The following is an 18,591-nucleotide window of genomic DNA, read 5'->3' as shown; positions in this document are numbered from 1 at the left end:
GCGCGCGGACCCAAACTCGGACAGTCTAGTGGATGCTCGTCGCTAGAGCTTCGTGACCTGGTCGAAGCTGAGCTCGACCGGGGTCTCGCGCTCGAAGAGCGAGACGAGGACGGTGAGCTTGCCGCTCTCCGGCTTGATCTCGGAGATCGACCCGGGCAGACCCGCGAACGAGCCTTCCTTGATGGTGATCGTCTCGCCGACCTCGAAGTCGACCTCGGCCTGCGGCTGGGCCTGCGCGGCACGGCCGGACTTCGATCCACCCTTGGTCGGGGCGGCCTCGGCGACCTGGACGAGCGACTTCAGCATGCCGAACGCCTCGTCGAAGCGGAGCGGCGTGGGGTTGTGCGCGTTGCCGACGAAGCCGGTGACGCCCGGCGTGTGGCGCACGACGGACCAGGAGTCCTCGTTGAGGTCCATGCGGACCAGCACGTAGCCGGGGATCCGGACGCGGGTGACCAGCTTGCGCTGCCCGTTCTTGATCTCGACGACGTCCTCCATCGGGACCTCGGCCTGGTAGATGTAGTCCTCCATCGACATCGAGACCATGCGGTTCTCGATGTTCGCCTTCACGCGACGCTCGAAGCCCGCGTAGGAGTGGATGACGTACCACTTGCCCGGCTTCATCCGGAGCTCGGCCTTGAAGGCGTCGTACGGGTCGGCCTCGGGCGCGTCCTCGTCGTCCTCTGCGGTGATCGTGACCTCGGTGTCGGGAGCCAGGTCGACCTCGGACTCCGGGGCGATCGCGCCGAGCGCGTCCGCGGACTCCTCGTCGGCGATCGCGGCGTTCGCCTCGGCGGCGGTCTCGTCCTCGAGCTCGGACTCTTCCTCGTCCTCGACGGCCTCGACGGCGGCCTCGGCCTCGTCCGGGGTGTCGATCTCGAGTGCGTCGTCCACCACGGCGTCCGCCTCGGGGTCGCGGGACTCGGCCAGGGCGTCCAGCGTCTCGTCGAACTCGGCGGCGACGGTGCCGTCGTCGGGCTCGTCGCTCAGGCCGAGGGACTCGTCGTCCTCGTCCTCGACCGTGATCGCGCGCTCCTCGGCGGAGTCGGTCGAACGGAGCTCGCCCGTCTCGACGTCGCCTTCCTGGTTCTCCTCGACCTCGGAAGACTGCTCGGCAGCGGTCGCGAGGTCGATGTCGTCGCGGGAGTAGTCAGACACAGTCGGTTCTTTCCGTTCGGTGGTGCGGATCGGGTTGGCGTTCGCGTCCCGGGCGGGGAGCTCGTCGCCGTCTCCGGGCGACCGTACCCCGAGGATGCGCGGTGCGGTCGGACCTGCGGTCAGGCCGGGCGCGCCAGGAGTGCAGCGCGCCGGGGTTCACGCCAGCTGGGTCAGGCCGTGGGGCCGTTGCCGAACACGTAGCCGACGCCGAGACCGAAGACGAAGTCGAGGACCGACACGAGGATCATCATCACGACGACGAACACCAGGACGACGCCCGTGTAGCTGAAGAGTTCCTTGCGGGTCGGGGTGACGACCTTGCGCAGCTCGCCGAAGACCTGGCGGATGAACAGCACGATCGCGGCGACGGGGCCGCGACGTTCTGCGCGGTCGGCCTTCGCCTGGGCAACGACGTCGTCCGCCGTCGTCTCCACGTCTTTGCTCGCCACTTCAACCCTTCCCGATGTGCAGGGCGGACAGGACTCGAACCTGCAACCTGCGGTTTTGGAGACCGCTGCTCTACCAATTGAGCCACCGCCCTTCGGAACGTCCCACCCGTGCGGATGTGTCGGCCGTTCCGGTGGAAGTCCGTCGACCGCGCTGAGCGGGCCGCCTGATCTGCGACTCGGCGCATGTGATCCGGTGGACTTCAACCACCGCGGAACAGTGTACGGGAGTCCCGAGGGCGGTGTCCACTTGACGGATGCTCCGGCGCGGCGCGTCGGTAGGCTGGGCGCGTGAGCACCGAAGCCGCCAGCACTCAGCCCACCGCCAGCCACGAGCAGACCCCGCGTCCGACGTCGGACGCCGCCACGCCGACCGATCGCCCGCGCATCGCCTCGCGCATCGCCGCCATCGCCGAGTCCGCGACGCTCAAGGTGGACGCGAAGGCCAAGGCGCTCAAGGCCGAGGGTCGCTCGGTGATCTCCTTCGCCGCCGGCGAGCCCGACTTCGCCACGCCCCGGCACGTCGTCGACGCGGCCGTCGCGGCGGCGCAGGACCCGGCCAACCACCGGTACACCCCGGCGACCGGCCTCCCCGAGCTCAAGCGCGCGATCGCCGACAAGACCGCCCGCGTCTCGGGCGTGTCGGTCGACCCGGCGCAGGTCATCGTCACGAACGGCGGCAAGCAGGCCGTGTACCAGGCGTTCCAGACGGTCGTCGACGAGGGCGACGAGGTCCTCCTCCCCGCGCCGTACTGGACCACCTACCCCGAGGCGGTCCGGCTGGCCGGCGGCGTCCCCGTCGACGTCTTCGCCGGCAGCGACCAGGGCTACCTCGTCACGGTCGAGCAGCTCGAGGCCGCACGGACACCGCTCACCAAGGCGCTGCTGTTCTGCTCGCCCTCGAACCCGACCGGCGCCGTGTACTCCGCCGAGCAGACCCGCGCGATCGGCGAGTGGGCCCTCGAGCACGGCATCTGGGTGATCAGCGACGAGATCTACCAGGACCTCGTCTACGACGGCGTCACATTCTCCGGCGTCCTCGAGCAGGTCCCGGCCCTCGCCGACACGACGATCCTGGTCAACGGCGTCGCCAAGACGTACGCCATGACCGGCTGGCGGGTCGGGTGGATGATCGGCCCGACCGACGCGGTCAAGGCCGCGTCGAACCTGCAGTCGCACCTGTCGTCGAACGTCTCGAACGTGTCCCAGCGCGCTGCGATCGCGGCGCTCACCGGACCGCAGGAGCCCGTCACGGCCATGCGGGACGCGTTCGACCGCCGCCGCCGGGCCATCGTCGACGGTCTGAACGCGATCCCGGGCTTCGTCACGCCCGAGCCGCAGGGTGCCTTCTACGTCTACCCGGACGTCACCGCACTCCTCGGCCGCGAATGGGCCGGCTCGACCCCGACCACGACGCTCGAGCTCGCCGACCTGGTCCTCGAGCACGCCGAGGTCGCGGTCGTCCCCGGCGAGGCCTTCGGTCCGTCCGGCTACCTGCGCCTGTCGTACGCCCTCGGCGACGACGACATCGCCGAGGGCGTCGCGCGCCTGGCTCGCCTCTTCGGCTGACGCCGGTCGCCACGGTGCCCCCGCACGCAGCGCGTGCGGGGGCACCGTGCCGTCTGCGCGCGGTCCGACCCAGCCGCGCGGTCCGGCCCAGCCGCGCGGTGCGGCACGGCGGGGGCCACCGGACGGGAGGCCCGCCCCGCGTCCGGCACGCGCCTCCGGTGGTCAGTCGAGCAGGTCGCCGACCACGACGGGCTCCGGCACGAGGGTGACCCCGAACCGGTTCGCGACGGTCAACTGCACGTAGCGCGCGAGCTCGGCCACCTGGGCGGCGGTCGCTCCCCCGCGGTTCGTCAGCGCGAGGGTGTGCTTCGAGGAGATCGCCGCGCGAGACCCGGGCACGCCGTACCCACGGTGCACGCCGGCGTGCTCGATGAGCCACGCAGCGCTGAGCTTGACGTCGTCGCCGGCCGGCCACCGCGGCGCGTCGGCGGGCATCGTGTCGGCGAAGCCCGACGAGACGATCGGGTTCGTGAAGAAGGACCCGGCGCTCCACGTGTCGGGGTCGGCGTCGTCGAGGACCATGCCCTTCGAGGCGCGCAGCCGGAGCACTTCGGACCGGATGTCGGTCGGTGCCACGCGCGTGCCCAGGTCGACCCCGAGCGAACCGGCGAGCTGGGCGTACCGGACCGGCACCCCCGCCTCGGTCGCCGTGCCGAGGCGGAACTCGACGGTCAGGACGACGCCGCGACGGCCGTGCTTGAGCGTGCTCGTCCGGTAGCCGAGCGCCAGCTCGGCGGCGGGCACCCAGGACCGCTCGCCGGTCTCCGCGTCGAGGAGGTCGACGGCGGTGAGCACGTCGGACAGCTCGACCCCGTAGGCGCCGATGTTCTGCACGGGGGCGGCGCCGACCGTGCCCGGGATGCCGCTGAGCGCCTCCAGTCCGGTCCAACCGCGCTCGACGGTCGTCGCGATGAACGCGTCCCACGGCTCCCCCGCGGCGACGCGGACCGTGACGCCGTCGGCGTCGGTCTCGTGCGTCACCCCGCGCGTCCGTGCGACGACGACGGTGCCGGGGAACCCGCTGTCGGCGACCAGCAGGTTGCTCCCGCCGCCGACGACAAGCCAGTCGTCCTCGTCCGCCCAGGCGTCGACGACGTGCGCCACGAGCTCGTCGGTGGTCTCGGCGACCAGGAGACGACCGGCGGGCCCGCCGACGCGGAGCGTGGTCAGGTCGGCGAGGGTGGTGTCCGCCACGGTCAGCGGAAGGCCACGGTGACCTGCGCCTTGCCGAGCACGGTCTGCCCGGCGGCGGTCACGGTGAGGTCGATGCGCAGCGGACGGCCGTGCTCGTCGAGGGTGCCGACCTTGGCGACGACGCCGACGTCGGCTCCGTCGCGGGGGTCGACGACGACGGGTCGGGTGAAGCGGACGCCGTACGAGGCGACCCACCCGCGGTCCCCGAGCCACTCGGCGACCGGCTGGACCGCGAGGCCCATCGTCAGCATGCCGTGGGCGAGGACGCCGGGCAGCCCGACCTCGGCGGCGACGTCGTCGCGGTAGTGGATGGGGTTGAAGTCGCCGGACCCGCCGGCGTACCGGACGAGCGAGTCACGCGTCAGGTGGACCTGGCGCTCGGCGACGACGGCACCGACCTCGAGGCCGGTCGGGGCGTCGGTGCCGGACGTGGTGTCGGTCATGCGTCATCTCCTCGGACGACCAGGGTGGACGTGGCGGTGACGACGTGCTGGCCGTCGGCGTCGACGACGGTGGACGCGGCCGTGACCATCGCGTTGCCGCCGAGGGTCTTCACGCTCGTGACGCTGAGGGTCGCGGTGAGCTCGTCGCCGGCCACGATCGGTCGCTCGTACGCGAAGTCCTGCGCGCCGTGCACGACCCGCGAGAAGTCGATGCCGGCGTCCGGCTCGGCCAGGAGCTGGGCGAGCGTCGCCTCCTGCACGACGACGGCGAACGTCGCGGGTGCGACGACGTCGGCGTACCCGGCGGCGCGGGCGGCGTCGGGGTCGGAGTGGATCGGGTTCGTCGCGAAGACGGCGCGGGCGAACTCGCGCACCTTCTCACGACCGACCAGGTAGGGCTGGGCCGGCGGGAAGGCCCTGCCGACGAGCTCGGGGTTCACAGACACCACGGCAGTCTACCGAGGCGCCCGGACAGGAGGGCGGAGATGCGTGCGCATCGGTTACGCTGACGGTGCGCAGGCCGGGGGCGGCCGCGCACGTCCGGCGGGGAGTGGCCATGGAGACGACGACCGAGTACACGGTGCGCGACGGTGATCGCTGCACGGCGGTGGAACTGGCGGGCGCTGCGCTGCGCGCCGAGGGGCACCGCGTCGAGGCCGTGGACGGGCGGCTCGTCGTCACCGGCGGTGCTCGTGTGCTGACGGCGCTGCTCGGCGCCCTCGTCCCACCGACGCGCCAGTACCAGCGCTACGACCTCGAGCTGTCCGAGGCGCCCGGCCAGGCGGTGCTGACCCTGCGGCCTGCCGACCACGGTGCGGCGGTCGCCGGGGGGATCATCGGTGCGAACCGGCGTCGGGCGGCCTGGCAGCGGACGACGACGCTGCTCGAGACCACGCTGCACGAGGGTGGCGTCCTGCTGCACCGCACGGACCGCATCGACACCTCGGGCATCACGCTGTACGACCGCTGACGACCGCGCACCCTGCGTGTCGCTGACGTCCGCCGATGCGCGGCCGTCGGTGCGGGTGCGGGTGCGGGTGCAAGTTCCGGTCCCGCGCGTGCCGGTCCCGCGCGTGGAGGGCCCGCGCGTGGAGGGCCCGCGCGAGCCGGTCCGCGAACGACGAAGGCCCGGCGCTGCTGCGCCGGGCCTTCGTCGTCGTACCGTTCGTCCTGGTACGGAGTGGTAGCGAGGGCGGGACTTGAACCCGCGACACCACGATTATGAGCCGTGTGCTCTAACCAACTGAGCTACCCCGCCAAGGATCCGCCGTGATCAGCACTGCGAGAGTGATCACACTGCGAGTCGGAGCCCCGAGTCAGGATTGAACTGACGACCCCTTCCTTACCATGGAAGTGCTCTACCACTGAGCTATCGGGGCGAGTACCGCGAACGGCACCACACGAGGATAGCAGACCCGGAACGGTGGTCCCGAACCCACCGTGACGCCCGGGCGTGCCGTCCGCGCTGACCTACGTCGCGTTGGCCTGCAGCCACGCCAGCGGGTCGACCGGGACACCGTCGATGCGGATCTCGAGGTGCAGGTGCGGGCCCGTGGAGTTGCCCGTGCTGCCGACCAGTCCGATGACGTCGCCGACCTTGACCTGCTGGCCCTGGACGACCTGGAACGAGTTGTCGAGCATGTGCCCGTAGACGCTGACGAACTTCTTGCCCGCGACGTCGTGCTCGACCCAGACGTCGTTGCCGAACGCACCGTCGTTGGCCTGGACCTTGATGACGGTGCCGTCCGCGACGACCCCGATCGGGGTGCCCGCACCCGGGGCGAAGTCGACGCCCTGGTGGAAGGTCGAGCAGAACGAGCAGCCGGCGACCTGGCGTCCGCCGAAGCCCGACGAGATCGGGACGGCGGTCGGGAACGGCCACTGGATGGCGCCGCCGGTCGACGTGCTGGAGGTCGAGGGGACCGCCGAGCCGGACGCGCTCGCCCCGGCCGCGACCGCACCGGCCGCAGGGGTGACGACGCGCTGCGCCTCGGACACCGTGTAGGCGTCGCGGTCGACCGAGCCCTCGACGGCGTCGCCGACGGACAGCGACTGCACATCCTGCACGGATGCGCGCACGGTCGCCGCGCCGGGCTGCGGCACGTAGAGCGCCTGCGCGGGCAGCGACGTGGAGACGACGAGACCCGCGGTGAACAGGAGTGCACCGACGACGGTCACACCCGAGGCGGTCTTGCGGAAGGAGGCGCCGTGGCCGGTGGGACGGGTGGTGCCGACGGCGGTGCGGGCGATGTGCCGAGTCGCGCGGTCGACGCGGGGGCCGTCGGCGATGGTCGGGACGGCGGCGGTCCGACGTACACCGGCAGCGGCACGTTTCGTGCTCGCCGCACGCTTCGTGCTCGGCACACGCTTCGCACTCGGGGTCGTTCGACCGGCGGCCGGCGCCACGACACCGCTCCGCTCGGCGGTGGGCGCGGCGCCACGGGTCGCGCCGTCCGCACGACGGGCCGCCGGCAGGCTGTCGGCCTGCGGGGCGACGACCGGGGAGGCGGGCGCCGGGGGCGTCAGCGGTGCGGCGCTGGAGGCCGGGAGGACCGGGGACGATGGCGCCGGGGGCGTCGCGGGGCCGGCACCGCGGGATGCAGCAGCGGGGCGGGCCGCGTCACCGCGACGCCGGTTCGGCTTGGCGGCGGCCCGCTCGGCTTCGATCCGAGCTCGTCTCGTCAGGTGCACGGACGGCGTCGCCGAGGAGGCGTCGCGGTCGATGGTCGTGGGCTTCTGCGAGGTGTCGAGCATGCGTTCGGTGGCGATCCTGAGTTCGAGGCACGGGCGCTCGTTCTGTAACGAGCAGGTAACGGGACTCGAGAACGGTAGCAAAGGACCGCAGCCCCCGCCAGTCGTGTGGACGTCTGTGCAGGACCCCCAGAGCGGGTGGCGACGACTCAGGACGCGAGGACGTCGTCCTCGAGGGCACGGACGAGCGTGACGAGGTCCTCGACGATGCTCGGCGCGGCGAAGAGGAACGACCGCGTGTCGCCGGCCTCCCACGTGCGGACCTCCGCCCCGGCCGCCGCCGCGACGATCGACCCCGCCGCCATGTCCCACGGGTTGATCCCGCGCTCGTAGTAGGCGTCGACCGTCCCCGCACCGACGGCGCAGCAGTCGAGCGCCGCCGCTCCCCCACGGCGGACGTCCCGCACCTCGGTGACGAGCCCGGCGAGGACCGCCGCCTGCTCCCACCGTCGGTCCGCCGTGTAGCCGAAGCCCGTCGCCACGAGGGTCTCGGCGAGGGAGGTCGGGGCGGAGACGGCGAGCGGACGCCCGTCGAGCGTCGCCGCCCCGCCGGCCACCGCACGGTGGACCTGGCCGGTGGCGGGCGCGACGACCACCCCGGCCACCGGCTCCCACATCGACGGGTCGGGCACACCGCGGACCACGGCGATGCTCACCGCGTAGACCGGGCTGCCGTAGAGGTAGTTGACGGTGCCGTCGATGGGGTCGACCACCCACGTGAAGCCGGAGGTGCCGTCGGCTGTGCCGGACTCCTCGCCGAGGAAGGCGTCGTCCGGACGGGCTTCGCGCAGGCGACGCCGGATGAGCTCCTCGACCTCGCGGTCGGCGGCGGTGACCACGTCGGCGATGCTCGACTTGCGGTCGGCGACCTCGACACCCTCGGCACGGCGCCGGACCGCGAGGGCCGCGGCCTCCCGGGCGATCGACTCGGCCAGGTCGGCGAGGGCGTCGGGAGCGTCGGGGACTGCGGCGGCGTTCGTCATGCCCTGATCCTGCCCCACGGCCGCGACGCCGCGTCACAGCAGTCCGCGACGCCGGATCACAGCAGCCCGCGGTACGAGGGCACCGCACGACGGCGGCGGACCCGGCACGGGAACGCAGAACGGCCCCGTCCGAGGACGGGGCCGTTCTGTCGGGCCGACACGATGGTCGACCAGGTGCGTGGCGAGTGAGGGATTCGAACCCCCGGAGGCATACGCCGGCTGATTTACAGTCAGATCCCTTTGGCCGCTTGGGTAACTCGCCGTTCGCGCACCCGGCTCGTGTGATCACCAACCGAAGGCGCGGTGAAGAGCATAGCCGATGTCCGGAGGTGCTCGTGACCACCGGCGGACCGCGACCGGTCCGCCGGACGTGCTCCGGGCCTCCGGAACGGGGCGGCGCGCCGCCGGATAGGCTGTCCGGCATGGCAGACAGCTCCTTCGACGTGGTCAGCAAGGTCGACAAGATGGAGGCGGAGAACGCCCTCAACCAGGCGGCGAAGGAGATCGAGCAGCGCTACGACTTCAAGGGCGTCGGTGCGTCCGTCGCGTTCAGCGGCGAGGACGTCCTCATCAAGGCCTCGACCGAGGAGCGCGCGGTGGCCGTCCTCGACGTGCTGCAGACGAAGGCGATCAAGCGCGGCATCAGCCTGAAGAGCCTCGACGCCGGTGACCCCTACCCCTCGGGCAAGGAGTTCCGCATCGAGGTGACGTTCAAGAACGGCATCGAGCAGGACATCGCGAAGAAGATCGGCGCGTTCATCCGGGCCGAGGCGCCGAAGAGCGTCAAGAGCCAGGTGCAGGGCGACGAGCTCCGCGTGTCCTCGAAGAGCCGCGACGACCTGCAGCAGACGATCCAGCTGCTCAAGGGCGAAGAGTTCGACGTGCCGCTGCAGTTCATCAACTTCCGCTGACCGCCCGCCCCCGCGAACACCCGACACCGTGGAGCACTGGCTCGTCGTCACGCTGATCGTCGTGCTGGTCCTGCTGGACCTGGCGATCCGCGCCTTCTCACTCGTCGTCGTGCCGATCAACCGGAAGCCGCAGACCGCGACCGGGTGGCTGCTCGCGATCTTCCTCATCCCCTACATCGGGTTCTTCCTGTTCCTCCTGCTCGGGTCGAGCAAGTTGCCCAGGGCGCGTCGTGAGAAGCAGACCGAGATCAACCGGTACATCCTCGAGCAGACCGAGGGCATCGAGCGTGTGCGCCGGGACCACCCGTGGCCGCCGTGGCTCGAGAGCATCACGCACCTGAACCGGCACCTCGGCGCGATGCCCCTGGTCGGCGGGAACCAGGCGGAGCTGTACCCGCACTACGACGACGCCTTCGCCGAGATGACGGCCGCGGTCGACGAGGCCCGCCGGTTCGTGCACGTCGAGTTCTACATCGCGTCCCTCGACGACACCACGCGGCCGTTCTTCGAGTCCCTCGCCCGCGCCCAGGCCCGTGGGGTCACCGTCCGCTTCCTCATGGACCACTGGGCGAGCAAGAGCTACCCGTACTTCAAGCAGACCCTGGCGTTCCTCGACGCCGCGGGCATCGAGTGGCACCTCATGCTGCCGCTGCTCCCGCTGCAGGGGAAGTTCCAGCGTCCGGACCTCCGCAACCACCGCAAGATCCTGGTCATCGACGGCTCGGTGGCCTTCACCGGCTCGCAGAACCTCATCGACCGTTCCTACGACCTGAGGTCGAACATCGAGCGCGGCCTGCGCTGGCGTGACCTGTTCGCCCGGTTCGAGGGTCCGGTCGTCGCGGGCATCAACGCGCTGTTCGTGACCGACTGGTACAGCGAGACCGACGAGCTCCTGCTGCGTGAGAGCGACCCAGTCCAGCGGGCGGACCGAGCCGACGCGCTGGACTGCCAGGTCGTGCCGTCCGGCCCGGGCTTCGACGGCGAGAACAACCTCCGTCTGTTCAACGCGCTGCTCTACGCGGCGCAGGAGCGGGTCGTCATCACCTCGCCGTACTTCGTCCCGGACGACTCGATGCTCTACGCGATCACGACGACGGCCCAGCGCGGGGTCGAGGTCGAGCTGTTCGTCGGCGAGATCGGCGACCACGCGATGACCTGGCACGCCCAGCGCTCCTACTACGAGGGCCTGCTGCGCGCCGGTGTGCGAATCTGGCTCTACCGGTCGCCGACCGTGCTCCACGCGAAGCACTTCACGATCGACGACGACGTCGCGGTCATCGGCTCGAGCAACATGGACATGCGGTCGTTCACGCTGAACCTCGAGATCTCGGTGATGGTCCGCGGCAAGCCGTTCGTCGACGCCCTCCGCGAGGTGCAGGACGACTACCGGGCCGCGAGTCGCGAGCTGACGCTCGACGAGTGGCTCGCCCGTCCGCGCGGGTCGCGGGTGTTCGACAACGTCGCGCGCCTCACCGCGGCGCTGCAGTAGCGTCCGGCCGGGAGGCCCGCCCCGGCTCCGTCGGGACGGCCCCGGCCACCAGGGCGGTCACCCGCTCGAGCGGCCCCCGGCCGAGGAACCGCCGCCAGGCCATCGCGACGACCACCGCCCCCACCGTGAAGGCCCACCAGGTGGTGGCGCCGTGCGGCAGCTCCGGCCACGCTGCGATGACGACGAGGTGCAGCGCGTAGACGGTCAGGGGCATCGACCCGACGGCCGCCAGGGGGAACACGACGCGGGCCACCACCGGGCCGCGCCCGTCGACGAGCAGGCGGCAGAGGGCGATCACGGCCACCGCCACGGCTGCGGTCCCGACGACGTCGACGACGGACGACGAGTGGTCGCGGGGCGAGAGGAACACCTGGGCGAACGCCTGACCGGCGTCCGAGCCGCGCGGCACGAACGGCACGCCGGGGAACGCCGCGGTCGTGTCCGCCGGGACCGGCGCGGCGACCGTGCCGACCATGTAGGCGACGGTGGCGACCACGACGCCGGACGCGAGCAGCACGACCTGTTGCACCGCGCCTCCCGGCCGCATCCGGGCCACCGCCAGGCCCACCAGCACGTACGTCGCGAAGGTGACCACGGGGTAGACCAGCCCGAGCTGCACGCCGAACATGTCGGCGTCGGCGTACACCGGCAGGATCGCGATCGCCACCGGTGCCGAGGCGACCGCGCAGCCGGCGGCCAGCAGCAGCAGCGCCCACGGGCGCCAGCGGAGGACGGGCAGGGCGAGCAGGAACAGCGCGCCGTACGTCGGCAGGACCACGTAGACGGGCGTGCCGAGGGCCATCAGCAGCATGCCGACCACCACCACCACGACGGCACGCAGGGCGAGCCGGGCCCGGATGCGTCCGATCCGCGGTGGTCCCGGCGGATCGGCGCGACCGCTGACCAGGCCGATCGAGACACCGGCCAGGACCGCGAAGAGCGCTGCCGACCGGCCGTTCACCACCGCACCCCAGCTGGCCGGGTCGGACCAGTCGACGGTCTCGGCGACGTCGCCGACGTGCGCGGCCATCATGCCGAGGAGGGCGAGTGCCCGGGCGACGTCGACCCCGACCAAGCGGTCGGACGACGGCGCGCCCGGTGCCCCGCGGAGGGACACCGGGCGCGTCACGGTCATGCTCAGGCCTGCGAGCCGGCGGGGCTGCGGCGGAGGGACACGTCGATCATCTCGTCGCGCGGGACGACCTTGATGCGGGCTCGCCCCTCGGTCGCGCCGAGGGCCATCTCGTGCTCGTCGAGCGCGTGCCAGCCGGCGAGGTCGGTGTACTCCACCCCGCGCTCGCGCAGCAGTGCCGGGATAGCGGCTTCCGAAGGGTCCTCCGGCGTCCACCAGCTGCCCTGGTCGGTGACGAGGTGCTGCACGGTCTCCATCGCGTCGGACTTCGTGTGCCCGATGAGCCCGACCGGGCCGCGCTTGATCCACCCGGTGGCGTAGACGCCCGGGATCGGCGTGGCGTCGGCGTCGAGGACCTGGCCCTCGTGGTTCGGGATGACGCCGTAGCGCTCGTCGAACGGCACACCGGGCAGGGGCGAGCCGACGTAGCCCACCGCGCGGTAGAGCGCCTGGATCGGGACCTCGCGGACCTCGCCGGTGCCCTCGACGCCGCCCTGACCGTCGGGTCGCGTGCGCTCGTAGCGGATGGCGCGGACCTTGCCGTCCTCGTCGCCGAGCAGCTCGAGCGGCTTCGCGTAGAAGTGCAGGTGCAGGCGACGGCTCGCGGCGCCGACCTCACGCGTGCGCCACTGCTGCAGGACCCGGTCGATGACGGTGACCTGCTTGTTGGTCTGGATCGCGAGCTTGGAGGCCTCGTCGTGGTCGAAGTCCTCGTCGTACACGACCATGTCGACGTCGCGGAGCTCGCCGAGTTCGCGCAGCTCGAGCGGGGTGAACTTCACCTGCGCCGGGCCGCGGCGGCCGAAGACGTGGACGTCGGTGACCGGCGAGGCCTGCAGACCCTCGTACACGTTCGCCGGGATCTCGGTGGGCAGCAGGTCCTCGGCGTGCTTGGCGAGGATGCGCGACACGTCGAGGGCGACGTTGCCGTTGCCGATGACCGCGACGCTCTCGGCCGTGAGGGGCCAGGTGCGCGGGACGTCCGGGTGGCCGTCGAACCAGCTGACGAAGTCGGCCGCGCCGTACGAGCCGTCGAGGTCGATGCCCGGGATGTCCAGGTCGGCGTCCTTGATCGCACCCGTCGAGAAGACGACCGCGTTGTAGTGCTTCCGGAGGTCGTCGAGCGTGATGTCCTCGCCGAAGCGGACGTTCCCGAAGATCCGGATGTCGCCCCGGTCGAGCACGTCGCGGAGCGCGTTGACGATGCCCTTGATGCGCGGGTGGTCGGGCGCGACGCCGTACCGGACCAGGCCGTACGGCGCCGGGAGCTGTTCGAAGAGGTCGATCGAGACGTCGAAGCCCCGGGCTTCGCGCAGCAGGATGTCCGCGGCGTAGATGCCGGCCGGACCGGCGCCGACGATGGCGAGTCGGAGGGTGGGCACTGATCGGTCTCCAGTTTCGTTCAGGTCAGCGGCTGCGGTCGACGACCGTCTCCGCGAACCGGGTGAGGGCTCGTTTCACGGTGCCGTCCGGCAGGGGCGCCAGCGCGGCCACCGCTTCGTGGGCCCAGCTCGCGGCGAGGGCCCGGGTGGCGAGGGTCGCCTCGTGGTCGTGGAGTTCGGCCACGGCGCTCTGGTACGCGGCCGAGTGCACGGCGTCGTCCGGGGCGTCGCGGACGTCGCGCTCGATGCGGGCGAGCAGCGCCGCGGCACCGTCGTCGGTGGCGGCACGGCGGCGGAGCTGGAGCAGCGGCAGCGTGTCGACGCCGGCGCGGAGGTCGTTGCCGGCGATCTTGCCGGTCTTGTCCTTCGCCGGGGCCAGGTCGATGACGTCGTCGACGAGCTGGAACGCGACGCCGACCTTCTCGCCGAAGGTGCCGACGGCGTCGAGCAGGGCGCGGTCGGCCCCGGAGAACATCACACCGGCGCGGGCGGCGGTGGCGATGAGGGAACCGGTCTTGTCGCTGAGCACCTGGATGTAGTGCTCGACGGGGTCGTCCTCGGGCTGCGGGCCGGTGGTCTCGTGCAGCTGCCCCATGCAGAGCCGCTGGAACGTCTCGGCCTGCATCCGGATGCCCTCGGGGCCGAGGTCGGCCGTGATGAGCGACGCACGGGCGAAGAGCAGGTCCCCGGTGAGGATCGCGATGTTGTTGCCGTAGGTCACGTGGGCGGCGGGCACACCGCGGCGGACCGGGGCCTCGTCCATGACGTCGTCGTGGTACAGCGACGCCAGGTGGGTCATCTCGACGCTGACCGCGGCCTTGACCACGTGGTCGGTGACACCGTCGCCGAGCTGGGCGATGAGCAGCGTCAGGGTCGGGCGGATCCGCTTGCCGCCCGCCGCGAGCAGGTACCGGCTCGTCGTGTCGGCCAGGGTGTCGGCGGAGCGCATCGCGTCCTCGAGCCCCTGCTCGACGAGCTCGAGGCCGTCGTCGACCGCGGCGATGAAGCGCCGGTCCGAGGGGGTGGCGAACAGCCGCTCGCCGATGCCGAGGGAGGCTCGGAGACTCGGTGCGCGTCGTGCGACCGGGACACTCGGGTTCAACTGCTGCTCCGTACTCGGTGTGGCGGTGGCGGTGGGCCGGCGGCGCCTAGGCCTGGGTCTCGGGGTCGACGCGGGGCTGCTCCCCCGTCGCCTGGTGCTCGCGGCGCGCCTTGGCACGGCGGGCGGCGGACTCGCGCACGCTGCCCGCGACCGGCTTGCGGCCCCGGTGCAGAGCGACGATACCGGCCGTCAGGTTGCGGTGGGCGACCATCGTGAAGCCCACGCCGCGCAGCCACTGGCTGAGCACCTGCTGGTCGGGCCACGCCTCGATGGACTCGGCCAGGTAGCGGTACGCCGCCGGGTTGCTGCTCGAGAGCTTCGCGATGCCCGGCAGGACCCGCTTGAGGTAGGTGTTGTAGCCGAACCGGAGCGCGGCGAACGGCGGCGTCGAGAACTCGCAGATGACCAGGCGGCCACCGGGCTTCAGGACGCGCAGCATCTCGGTGAGGGCCTGCATCGGGTCGTTGACGTTGCGCAGCCCGAACGAGATCGTGACCGCGTCGAAGGACTCGTCCTCGAACGGCAGGTGCTCCGCGTCGCCCTCGACGAACGTGATCTCGGGGTGACGCTCACGGCCGACCGCGATCATGCCGGACGACAGGTCGAGGGCGGTGACCTCCGCGCCCTTCTTCGCCAGCGCGGCGGAACTCGTCCCGGTCCCCGCGGCGAGGTCGAGCACGCGCTCGCCAGGCTGGGGGTCGACGGCCTTGACCGTCGCGACGCGCCACAGCGGAGCGTTGCCCGCCGACAGGATGTCGTTGGTCAGGTCGTACTTCGCCGCGACGTCGTCGAACATGGCCGCCACTTCGTCCGGCCGCTTCTGCATGTCCGCTCTGCTCACCCAGTCATCCTAGAGGCCACGACCCGGCGCTTCCCGGCAGGCGTGCAGGAGCGCAGCACCCCGGGCGCGCCCCGACGCGTAGCATCGGTCCGTGACCCGACCCGCCACAGCGGCACCCCCGCTCACGGTCTCGACCCGGATCCTCGACGACCCGGGAGCCGTGCTCCGCCACACGCTCGCCGAACACCCCCTGGCCTTCGTCCGGAACGGCGACGGGATCGTCGGCATCGGCGAGGCCCTGCGCTTCACGTTCACCGGTCCCGAGCGGATGCGGGAGGCCTCCGCCGTGTGGCGCGAGGTCGTGGCCGCCGCGACGGTCGACGACCCGGTCCGTCTGCGGGGCAGCGGTCTCGTGGCGTTCGGTTCGTTCACGTTCGCGGACGACTCCGCCGAGACGAGCGTCCTCATCGTGCCGCGAGTCGTCGTCGGGCGCCGTCGCGGTCGGGCGTGGATCACCGCCGTCGACACCACCGACGCCCCGGCAGCGCTCCCCTTCACGAGCACCTCGGTGCCGGTCCCCCGGGTCGGCCCGCACGTCTCCGTCGCGCTGCGGCCCGGCGCCGTCGACGAGGACGCCTACGCGGCCTCCGTCGCCGCCGCGGTCCAGGCCATCACGGCGGGACGGGCGCAGAAGGTCGTGCTCGCCCGGGACCTCGTCGGCAACCTCCCGCCCGGCGCCGACCGACGTGCCGTGCTGCTCGACCTCGCGGCCGCCTACCCCTCGTGCGTCACCTTCGCGGTCGACGGCCTGGTCGGTGCCACCCCCGAGACGCTCGCCCGGACGGAGGGCCGCACCCTCACCGCACGTGTGCTCGCCGGCAGCGCCGCCCGCGGGGCCGACCCGGAGAGCGACCGCGTCGCCGCGGAGACCCTGGCCGCGAGCACGAAGGACCTGCAGGAGCACGACTTCGCGATCGCGAGCCTCGTCGCGTCGCTGCGGCCGATCGCCGCCGACCTGCGGGTCGACCCCGAGCCGTTCCGGCTGCAGCTGCCGAACCTCTGGCACCTCGCGAGCGACGTCGAGGCGGTCCTGCCGGCCGGCGTCACCGCGCTCGACGTCGCCGACGCGCTCCACCCGACCGCCGCCGTCGCCGGCACCCCGACCGACGTCGCGGTACGGCTCGTCGCCGAGTTGGAGGGCGTGGACCGCGGGCGGTACGCCGGTCCCGTCGGCTGGCTCGGCGCCTCCGGGGACGGCGAGTGGATGCTCGCGCTCCGCAGCGCGCAGATCACCGACGACGGGACCGTGCGCGCCTGGGCGGGAGCGGGGATCGTCGCCGGGTCGGACCCGGCACGCGAGGTCGCCGAGACCCGGTTGAAGTTCCGGCCGGTGACGGACGCGCTGGCCTGACCGGGAGGCGCGTGGTGCGCCCGGTACCGCCGCGCCGGACGGGCGGTCCGGCCGCCCGGCAGGTCAGTCCGCCAGCGGCACCTCGATGACCACGCGCTCGGCCGGGTCGGTCAGGACCCGCTCGAGGTCGCCCCACGTCTCGGCCCGCCGGTACTCCCAGCCCAGACCGGTCACCACCCGCTCGACGTCGACCTGCTGCGGCGTGGTCATCATCCGGCGCATGTCCTCGGGCGCGGTGGTCGCCGCGACCTCGAGCCCGCGGAAGATCGCGCCGCCGGAGTCGTTGCCCACGACCACCTGCAGGCGGGGTCGGCGCTCCTCGGTGCCGGTGACGAGACCGCCGAGGTCGTGCAGGAACGTGAGGTCCCCGACCACGACGCGGGTCGTCCCGACGGCCCCCGACCCGGCCTCGAGCGCCGTGGCGATCCCGAGGGCGGTCGAGATCGTGCCGTCGATGCCGGCGAGCCCGCGGTTGGCGTGCACCGGGATCTTCTTGCCCGGGACCGTCGCGTCGGCGACGCGGATGATCTGCGAGGCGCCGAGGACCAGGCGGTCGTGCGGCCAGGTGACGCCCCAGACGGCCTCGGCGAGCATGGCACGGTCGACCGGACGACGCCGCAGGGCGACCTCGTCCTTGAGGAACCGGTTGCGTTCCGCCCGGTCCGACGAGCGCTTGGCGTCGAGGTCGGGTCCGGCGTCGCCCCCGCCGAGCAGCGCGCGGCTCGCCGCGACCCAGCGTCCGACCCAGGCGCGGTGGGCCGCGCTCGTGCGACCGGTCACGCGGACGTCCGACACGATCTGCGTGGCCGACGACGGACGGGAGGCGCGGGCCGGGTCGAACGCGTCGGCGCCGGGTCCGCGGACGACGACGGTCTCGACGTCGGCACGCTGGAGCAGTGCCGGGACCTCCCGGCTGAGGGTGGGGTGGCCCAGGACGACCGCACGACGGACGCGACCGCCGAAGGACTCGTCGCGGAGCAGGTCGCGGTAGGCGGCGACGAGGTTGCGGCCGAAGCGCGCCCCGCTCGACACCTCGGCGAGCAGCGGCGCACCGAGCTCCCACGCGACGCGCTCGGCGTCCGGCCCGGCGTCGTGTCCGGCGATGACGACGGTCGCGGGCTCGTCGTCCGGCGCGAGCTCGGCGACCGGCAGCGCGGCGGTGCGGCGGCGGGTGGCGAAGGCGTGGTCGACGTCCTCGTCGGCGACCCCGGCGACCCGGTCGAGGCCGGCGGACAGGGGTTCGCGGAAGGCGAGGTCGAGCTGGACCGGCCCGGGCTGCCCGGCGTGTCCGGCGGCGGCGGCGACGGCCTCCCGCACGAGCGCCCGGACGGTGGAACGGGCGTCGTCGTCCACCCCGTCGGTGCTGGGCGCCTGGACGTCGCGGACGAAGGACACGGCGGCACCGAACATGCCGGGCTGCACGGTGGTCTGGTTGCTGCCGATGCCCCGCAGTTCGACGGGGCGGTCGGCGGAGACGACGACCATCGGCACGCCGGAGTGGTGCGCCTCGAGCACGGCGGGGTGCAGGTTCGCGACCGCGGTGCCCGAGGTCGTGACGACCGCGGCGGGACGTCCGGTCTCGACCGCGAGGCCGAGCGCGAAGAACCCGGCGGTCCGTTCGTCGAGCCGCACGTGCACGCTGATGCCGCCGGCACGTTCGAGGGCGACGGCGGCGAGGGCGAGGGCCTGCGACCGGGACCCCGGGCTGACGACCACGTCGGTCACGCCCGCGCGGGCGAGCTCCTGCAGGACGGCGAGGGCGAAGTCGGTCGCCGGGCTGCCCGAGGCGCCGGGTACCGTCGCGGTCTCGTCCACGGGGGACACGTCGTCGCCGGCCGG

At 72.6% G+C, this 18,591-nt stretch carries 17 protein-coding genes and 4 tRNA genes; 5 read left to right on the top strand and 16 right to left on the bottom strand.

What is annotated here, in order from left to right:
* Positions 1-42: 42 nt before the first annotated feature.
* From nusG to KM842_RS02415, 3 genes are all read right to left on the bottom strand, one after another.
* Complete coding sequence (gene nusG / locus KM842_RS02425) at positions 43-1,158, bottom strand: transcription termination/antitermination protein NusG (protein WP_216260617.1); 1,116 nt, start codon at positions 1,156-1,158, stop codon at positions 43-45.
* A 170-nt stretch (positions 1,159-1,328) separates the two neighbouring features.
* A complete protein-coding gene (secE, locus tag KM842_RS02420) occupies positions 1,329-1,607 on the bottom strand; it encodes a preprotein translocase subunit SecE (RefSeq protein WP_216260614.1) in 279 nt (92 codons plus the stop codon).
* Between the two features lie 19 nt (positions 1,608-1,626).
* Positions 1,627-1,699: transfer RNA gene (locus tag KM842_RS02415), tRNA-Trp, on the bottom strand.
* Between the two features lie 292 nt (positions 1,700-1,991).
* On the opposite strand from KM842_RS02415, the gene KM842_RS02410 reads away from it, so the two are divergent.
* Complete coding sequence (locus tag KM842_RS02410) at positions 1,992-3,173, top strand: pyridoxal phosphate-dependent aminotransferase (RefSeq protein WP_216261991.1); 1,182 nt, start codon at positions 1,992-1,994, stop codon at positions 3,171-3,173.
* 162 nt (positions 3,174-3,335) lie between these two features.
* On the opposite strand, the gene KM842_RS02405 is transcribed toward KM842_RS02410, so the two are convergent.
* The 3 genes from KM842_RS02405 to KM842_RS02395 are packed head-to-tail and all read right to left on the bottom strand — an operon-like array spanning position 3,336 to position 5,256.
* On the bottom strand, positions 3,336-4,373 hold the full coding sequence (locus KM842_RS02405; RefSeq protein WP_437124549.1) for a UDP-N-acetylmuramate dehydrogenase: 1,038 nt from the start codon (positions 4,371-4,373) through the stop codon (positions 3,336-3,338).
* A complete protein-coding gene (locus tag KM842_RS02400; RefSeq protein ID WP_216260611.1) occupies positions 4,370-4,810 on the bottom strand; it encodes a MaoC/PaaZ C-terminal domain-containing protein in 441 nt (146 codons plus the stop codon). Before KM842_RS02400 ends, KM842_RS02405 begins: the two co-directional genes overlap by 4 nt.
* Positions 4,807-5,256, bottom strand: coding sequence for an FAS1-like dehydratase domain-containing protein (locus KM842_RS02395; protein ID WP_216260609.1), 450 nt, complete (start codon positions 5,254-5,256; stop codon positions 4,807-4,809). Before KM842_RS02395 ends, KM842_RS02400 begins: the two co-directional genes overlap by 4 nt.
* Positions 5,257-5,366: 110 nt before the next feature.
* Here KM842_RS02395 and KM842_RS02390 point away from each other — a divergent pair, with 110 nt between their 5' ends.
* Complete coding sequence (locus KM842_RS02390) at positions 5,367-5,780, top strand: hypothetical protein (protein WP_216260607.1); 414 nt, start codon at positions 5,367-5,369, stop codon at positions 5,778-5,780.
* Positions 5,781-5,991: 211 nt separating this feature from the next.
* Here the strand turns inward: KM842_RS02390 and KM842_RS02385 are convergent.
* The 5 genes from KM842_RS02385 to KM842_RS02365 all read right to left on the bottom strand — a co-directional run bounded on the left by KM842_RS02385 (position 5,992) and on the right by KM842_RS02365 (position 8,806).
* Positions 5,992-6,068, bottom strand: a tRNA-Met gene (locus tag KM842_RS02385).
* Positions 6,069-6,117: 49 nt separating this feature from the next.
* Positions 6,118-6,189, bottom strand: a tRNA-Thr gene (locus tag KM842_RS02380).
* A gap of 91 nt (positions 6,190-6,280) precedes the next feature.
* Positions 6,281-7,564, bottom strand: coding sequence for a M23 family metallopeptidase (locus tag KM842_RS02375; RefSeq protein WP_216260605.1), 1,284 nt, complete (start codon positions 7,562-7,564; stop codon positions 6,281-6,283).
* A gap of 146 nt (positions 7,565-7,710) precedes the next feature.
* Entirely contained in the window at positions 7,711-8,544 is an 834-nt protein-coding gene (locus KM842_RS02370) for an inositol monophosphatase family protein (RefSeq protein ID WP_216260604.1), read from the bottom strand.
* A 179-nt stretch (positions 8,545-8,723) separates the two neighbouring features.
* A tRNA-Tyr gene (locus KM842_RS02365) sits at positions 8,724-8,806 on the bottom strand.
* A gap of 160 nt (positions 8,807-8,966) precedes the next feature.
* Here KM842_RS02365 and KM842_RS02360 point away from each other — a divergent pair.
* Positions 8,967-9,455 (top strand): YajQ family cyclic di-GMP-binding protein, encoded by a 489-nt coding sequence (locus tag KM842_RS02360; protein ID WP_216260602.1) that lies wholly within the window; start codon positions 8,967-8,969, stop codon positions 9,453-9,455.
* A gap of 28 nt (positions 9,456-9,483) precedes the next feature.
* On the top strand, positions 9,484-10,944 hold the full coding sequence (gene cls, locus KM842_RS02355; RefSeq protein WP_216260601.1) for a cardiolipin synthase: 1,461 nt from the start codon (positions 9,484-9,486) through the stop codon (positions 10,942-10,944).
* Here the strand turns inward: cls and KM842_RS02350 are convergent.
* Genes KM842_RS02350 through KM842_RS02335 form a run of 4 tightly spaced genes read right to left on the bottom strand, consistent with a single transcriptional unit; the run spans position 10,925 to position 15,401 of the window.
* Positions 10,925-12,079 (bottom strand): heparan-alpha-glucosaminide N-acetyltransferase domain-containing protein, encoded by a 1,155-nt coding sequence (locus KM842_RS02350; RefSeq protein ID WP_216260599.1) that lies wholly within the window; start codon positions 12,077-12,079, stop codon positions 10,925-10,927. The two genes, cls and KM842_RS02350, sit on opposite strands and share 20 nt — an antisense overlap.
* A gap of 2 nt (positions 12,080-12,081) precedes the next feature.
* Positions 12,082-13,458: an FAD-dependent oxidoreductase gene (locus KM842_RS02345; protein ID WP_216260597.1), complete on the bottom strand. Its 1,377-nt coding sequence runs from the start codon at positions 13,456-13,458 to the stop codon at positions 12,082-12,084.
* Positions 13,459-13,483: 25 nt separating this feature from the next.
* Positions 13,484-14,560 (bottom strand): polyprenyl synthetase family protein, encoded by a 1,077-nt coding sequence (locus KM842_RS02340; protein WP_216260595.1) that lies wholly within the window; start codon positions 14,558-14,560, stop codon positions 13,484-13,486.
* Positions 14,561-14,606: 46 nt separating this feature from the next.
* Positions 14,607-15,401 carry a demethylmenaquinone methyltransferase gene (locus KM842_RS02335; protein WP_216260594.1) on the bottom strand — a complete coding sequence of 265 codons (795 nt, stop codon included), beginning with the start codon at positions 15,399-15,401 and terminating at the stop codon, positions 14,607-14,609.
* 91 nt (positions 15,402-15,492) lie between these two features.
* Between KM842_RS02335 and KM842_RS02330 the strand changes: the two genes are divergently transcribed.
* Entirely contained in the window at positions 15,493-16,752 is a 1,260-nt protein-coding gene (locus KM842_RS02330) for an isochorismate synthase (protein WP_216260592.1), read from the top strand.
* 63 nt (positions 16,753-16,815) lie between these two features.
* On the opposite strand, the gene menD is transcribed toward KM842_RS02330, so the two are convergent.
* Entirely contained in the window at positions 16,816-18,567 is a 1,752-nt protein-coding gene (gene menD, locus KM842_RS02325) for a 2-succinyl-5-enolpyruvyl-6-hydroxy-3-cyclohexene-1-carboxylic-acid synthase (RefSeq protein ID WP_253206213.1), read from the bottom strand.
* Between the last annotated feature and the right edge of the window lie 24 nt (positions 18,568-18,591).

The organism is Curtobacterium sp. L6-1 (assembly GCF_018885305.1).
Lineage (GTDB): Bacteria > Actinomycetota > Actinomycetes > Actinomycetales > Microbacteriaceae > Curtobacterium > Curtobacterium aetherium.
This window is presented reverse-complemented; position numbering and strand designations above follow the sequence as displayed.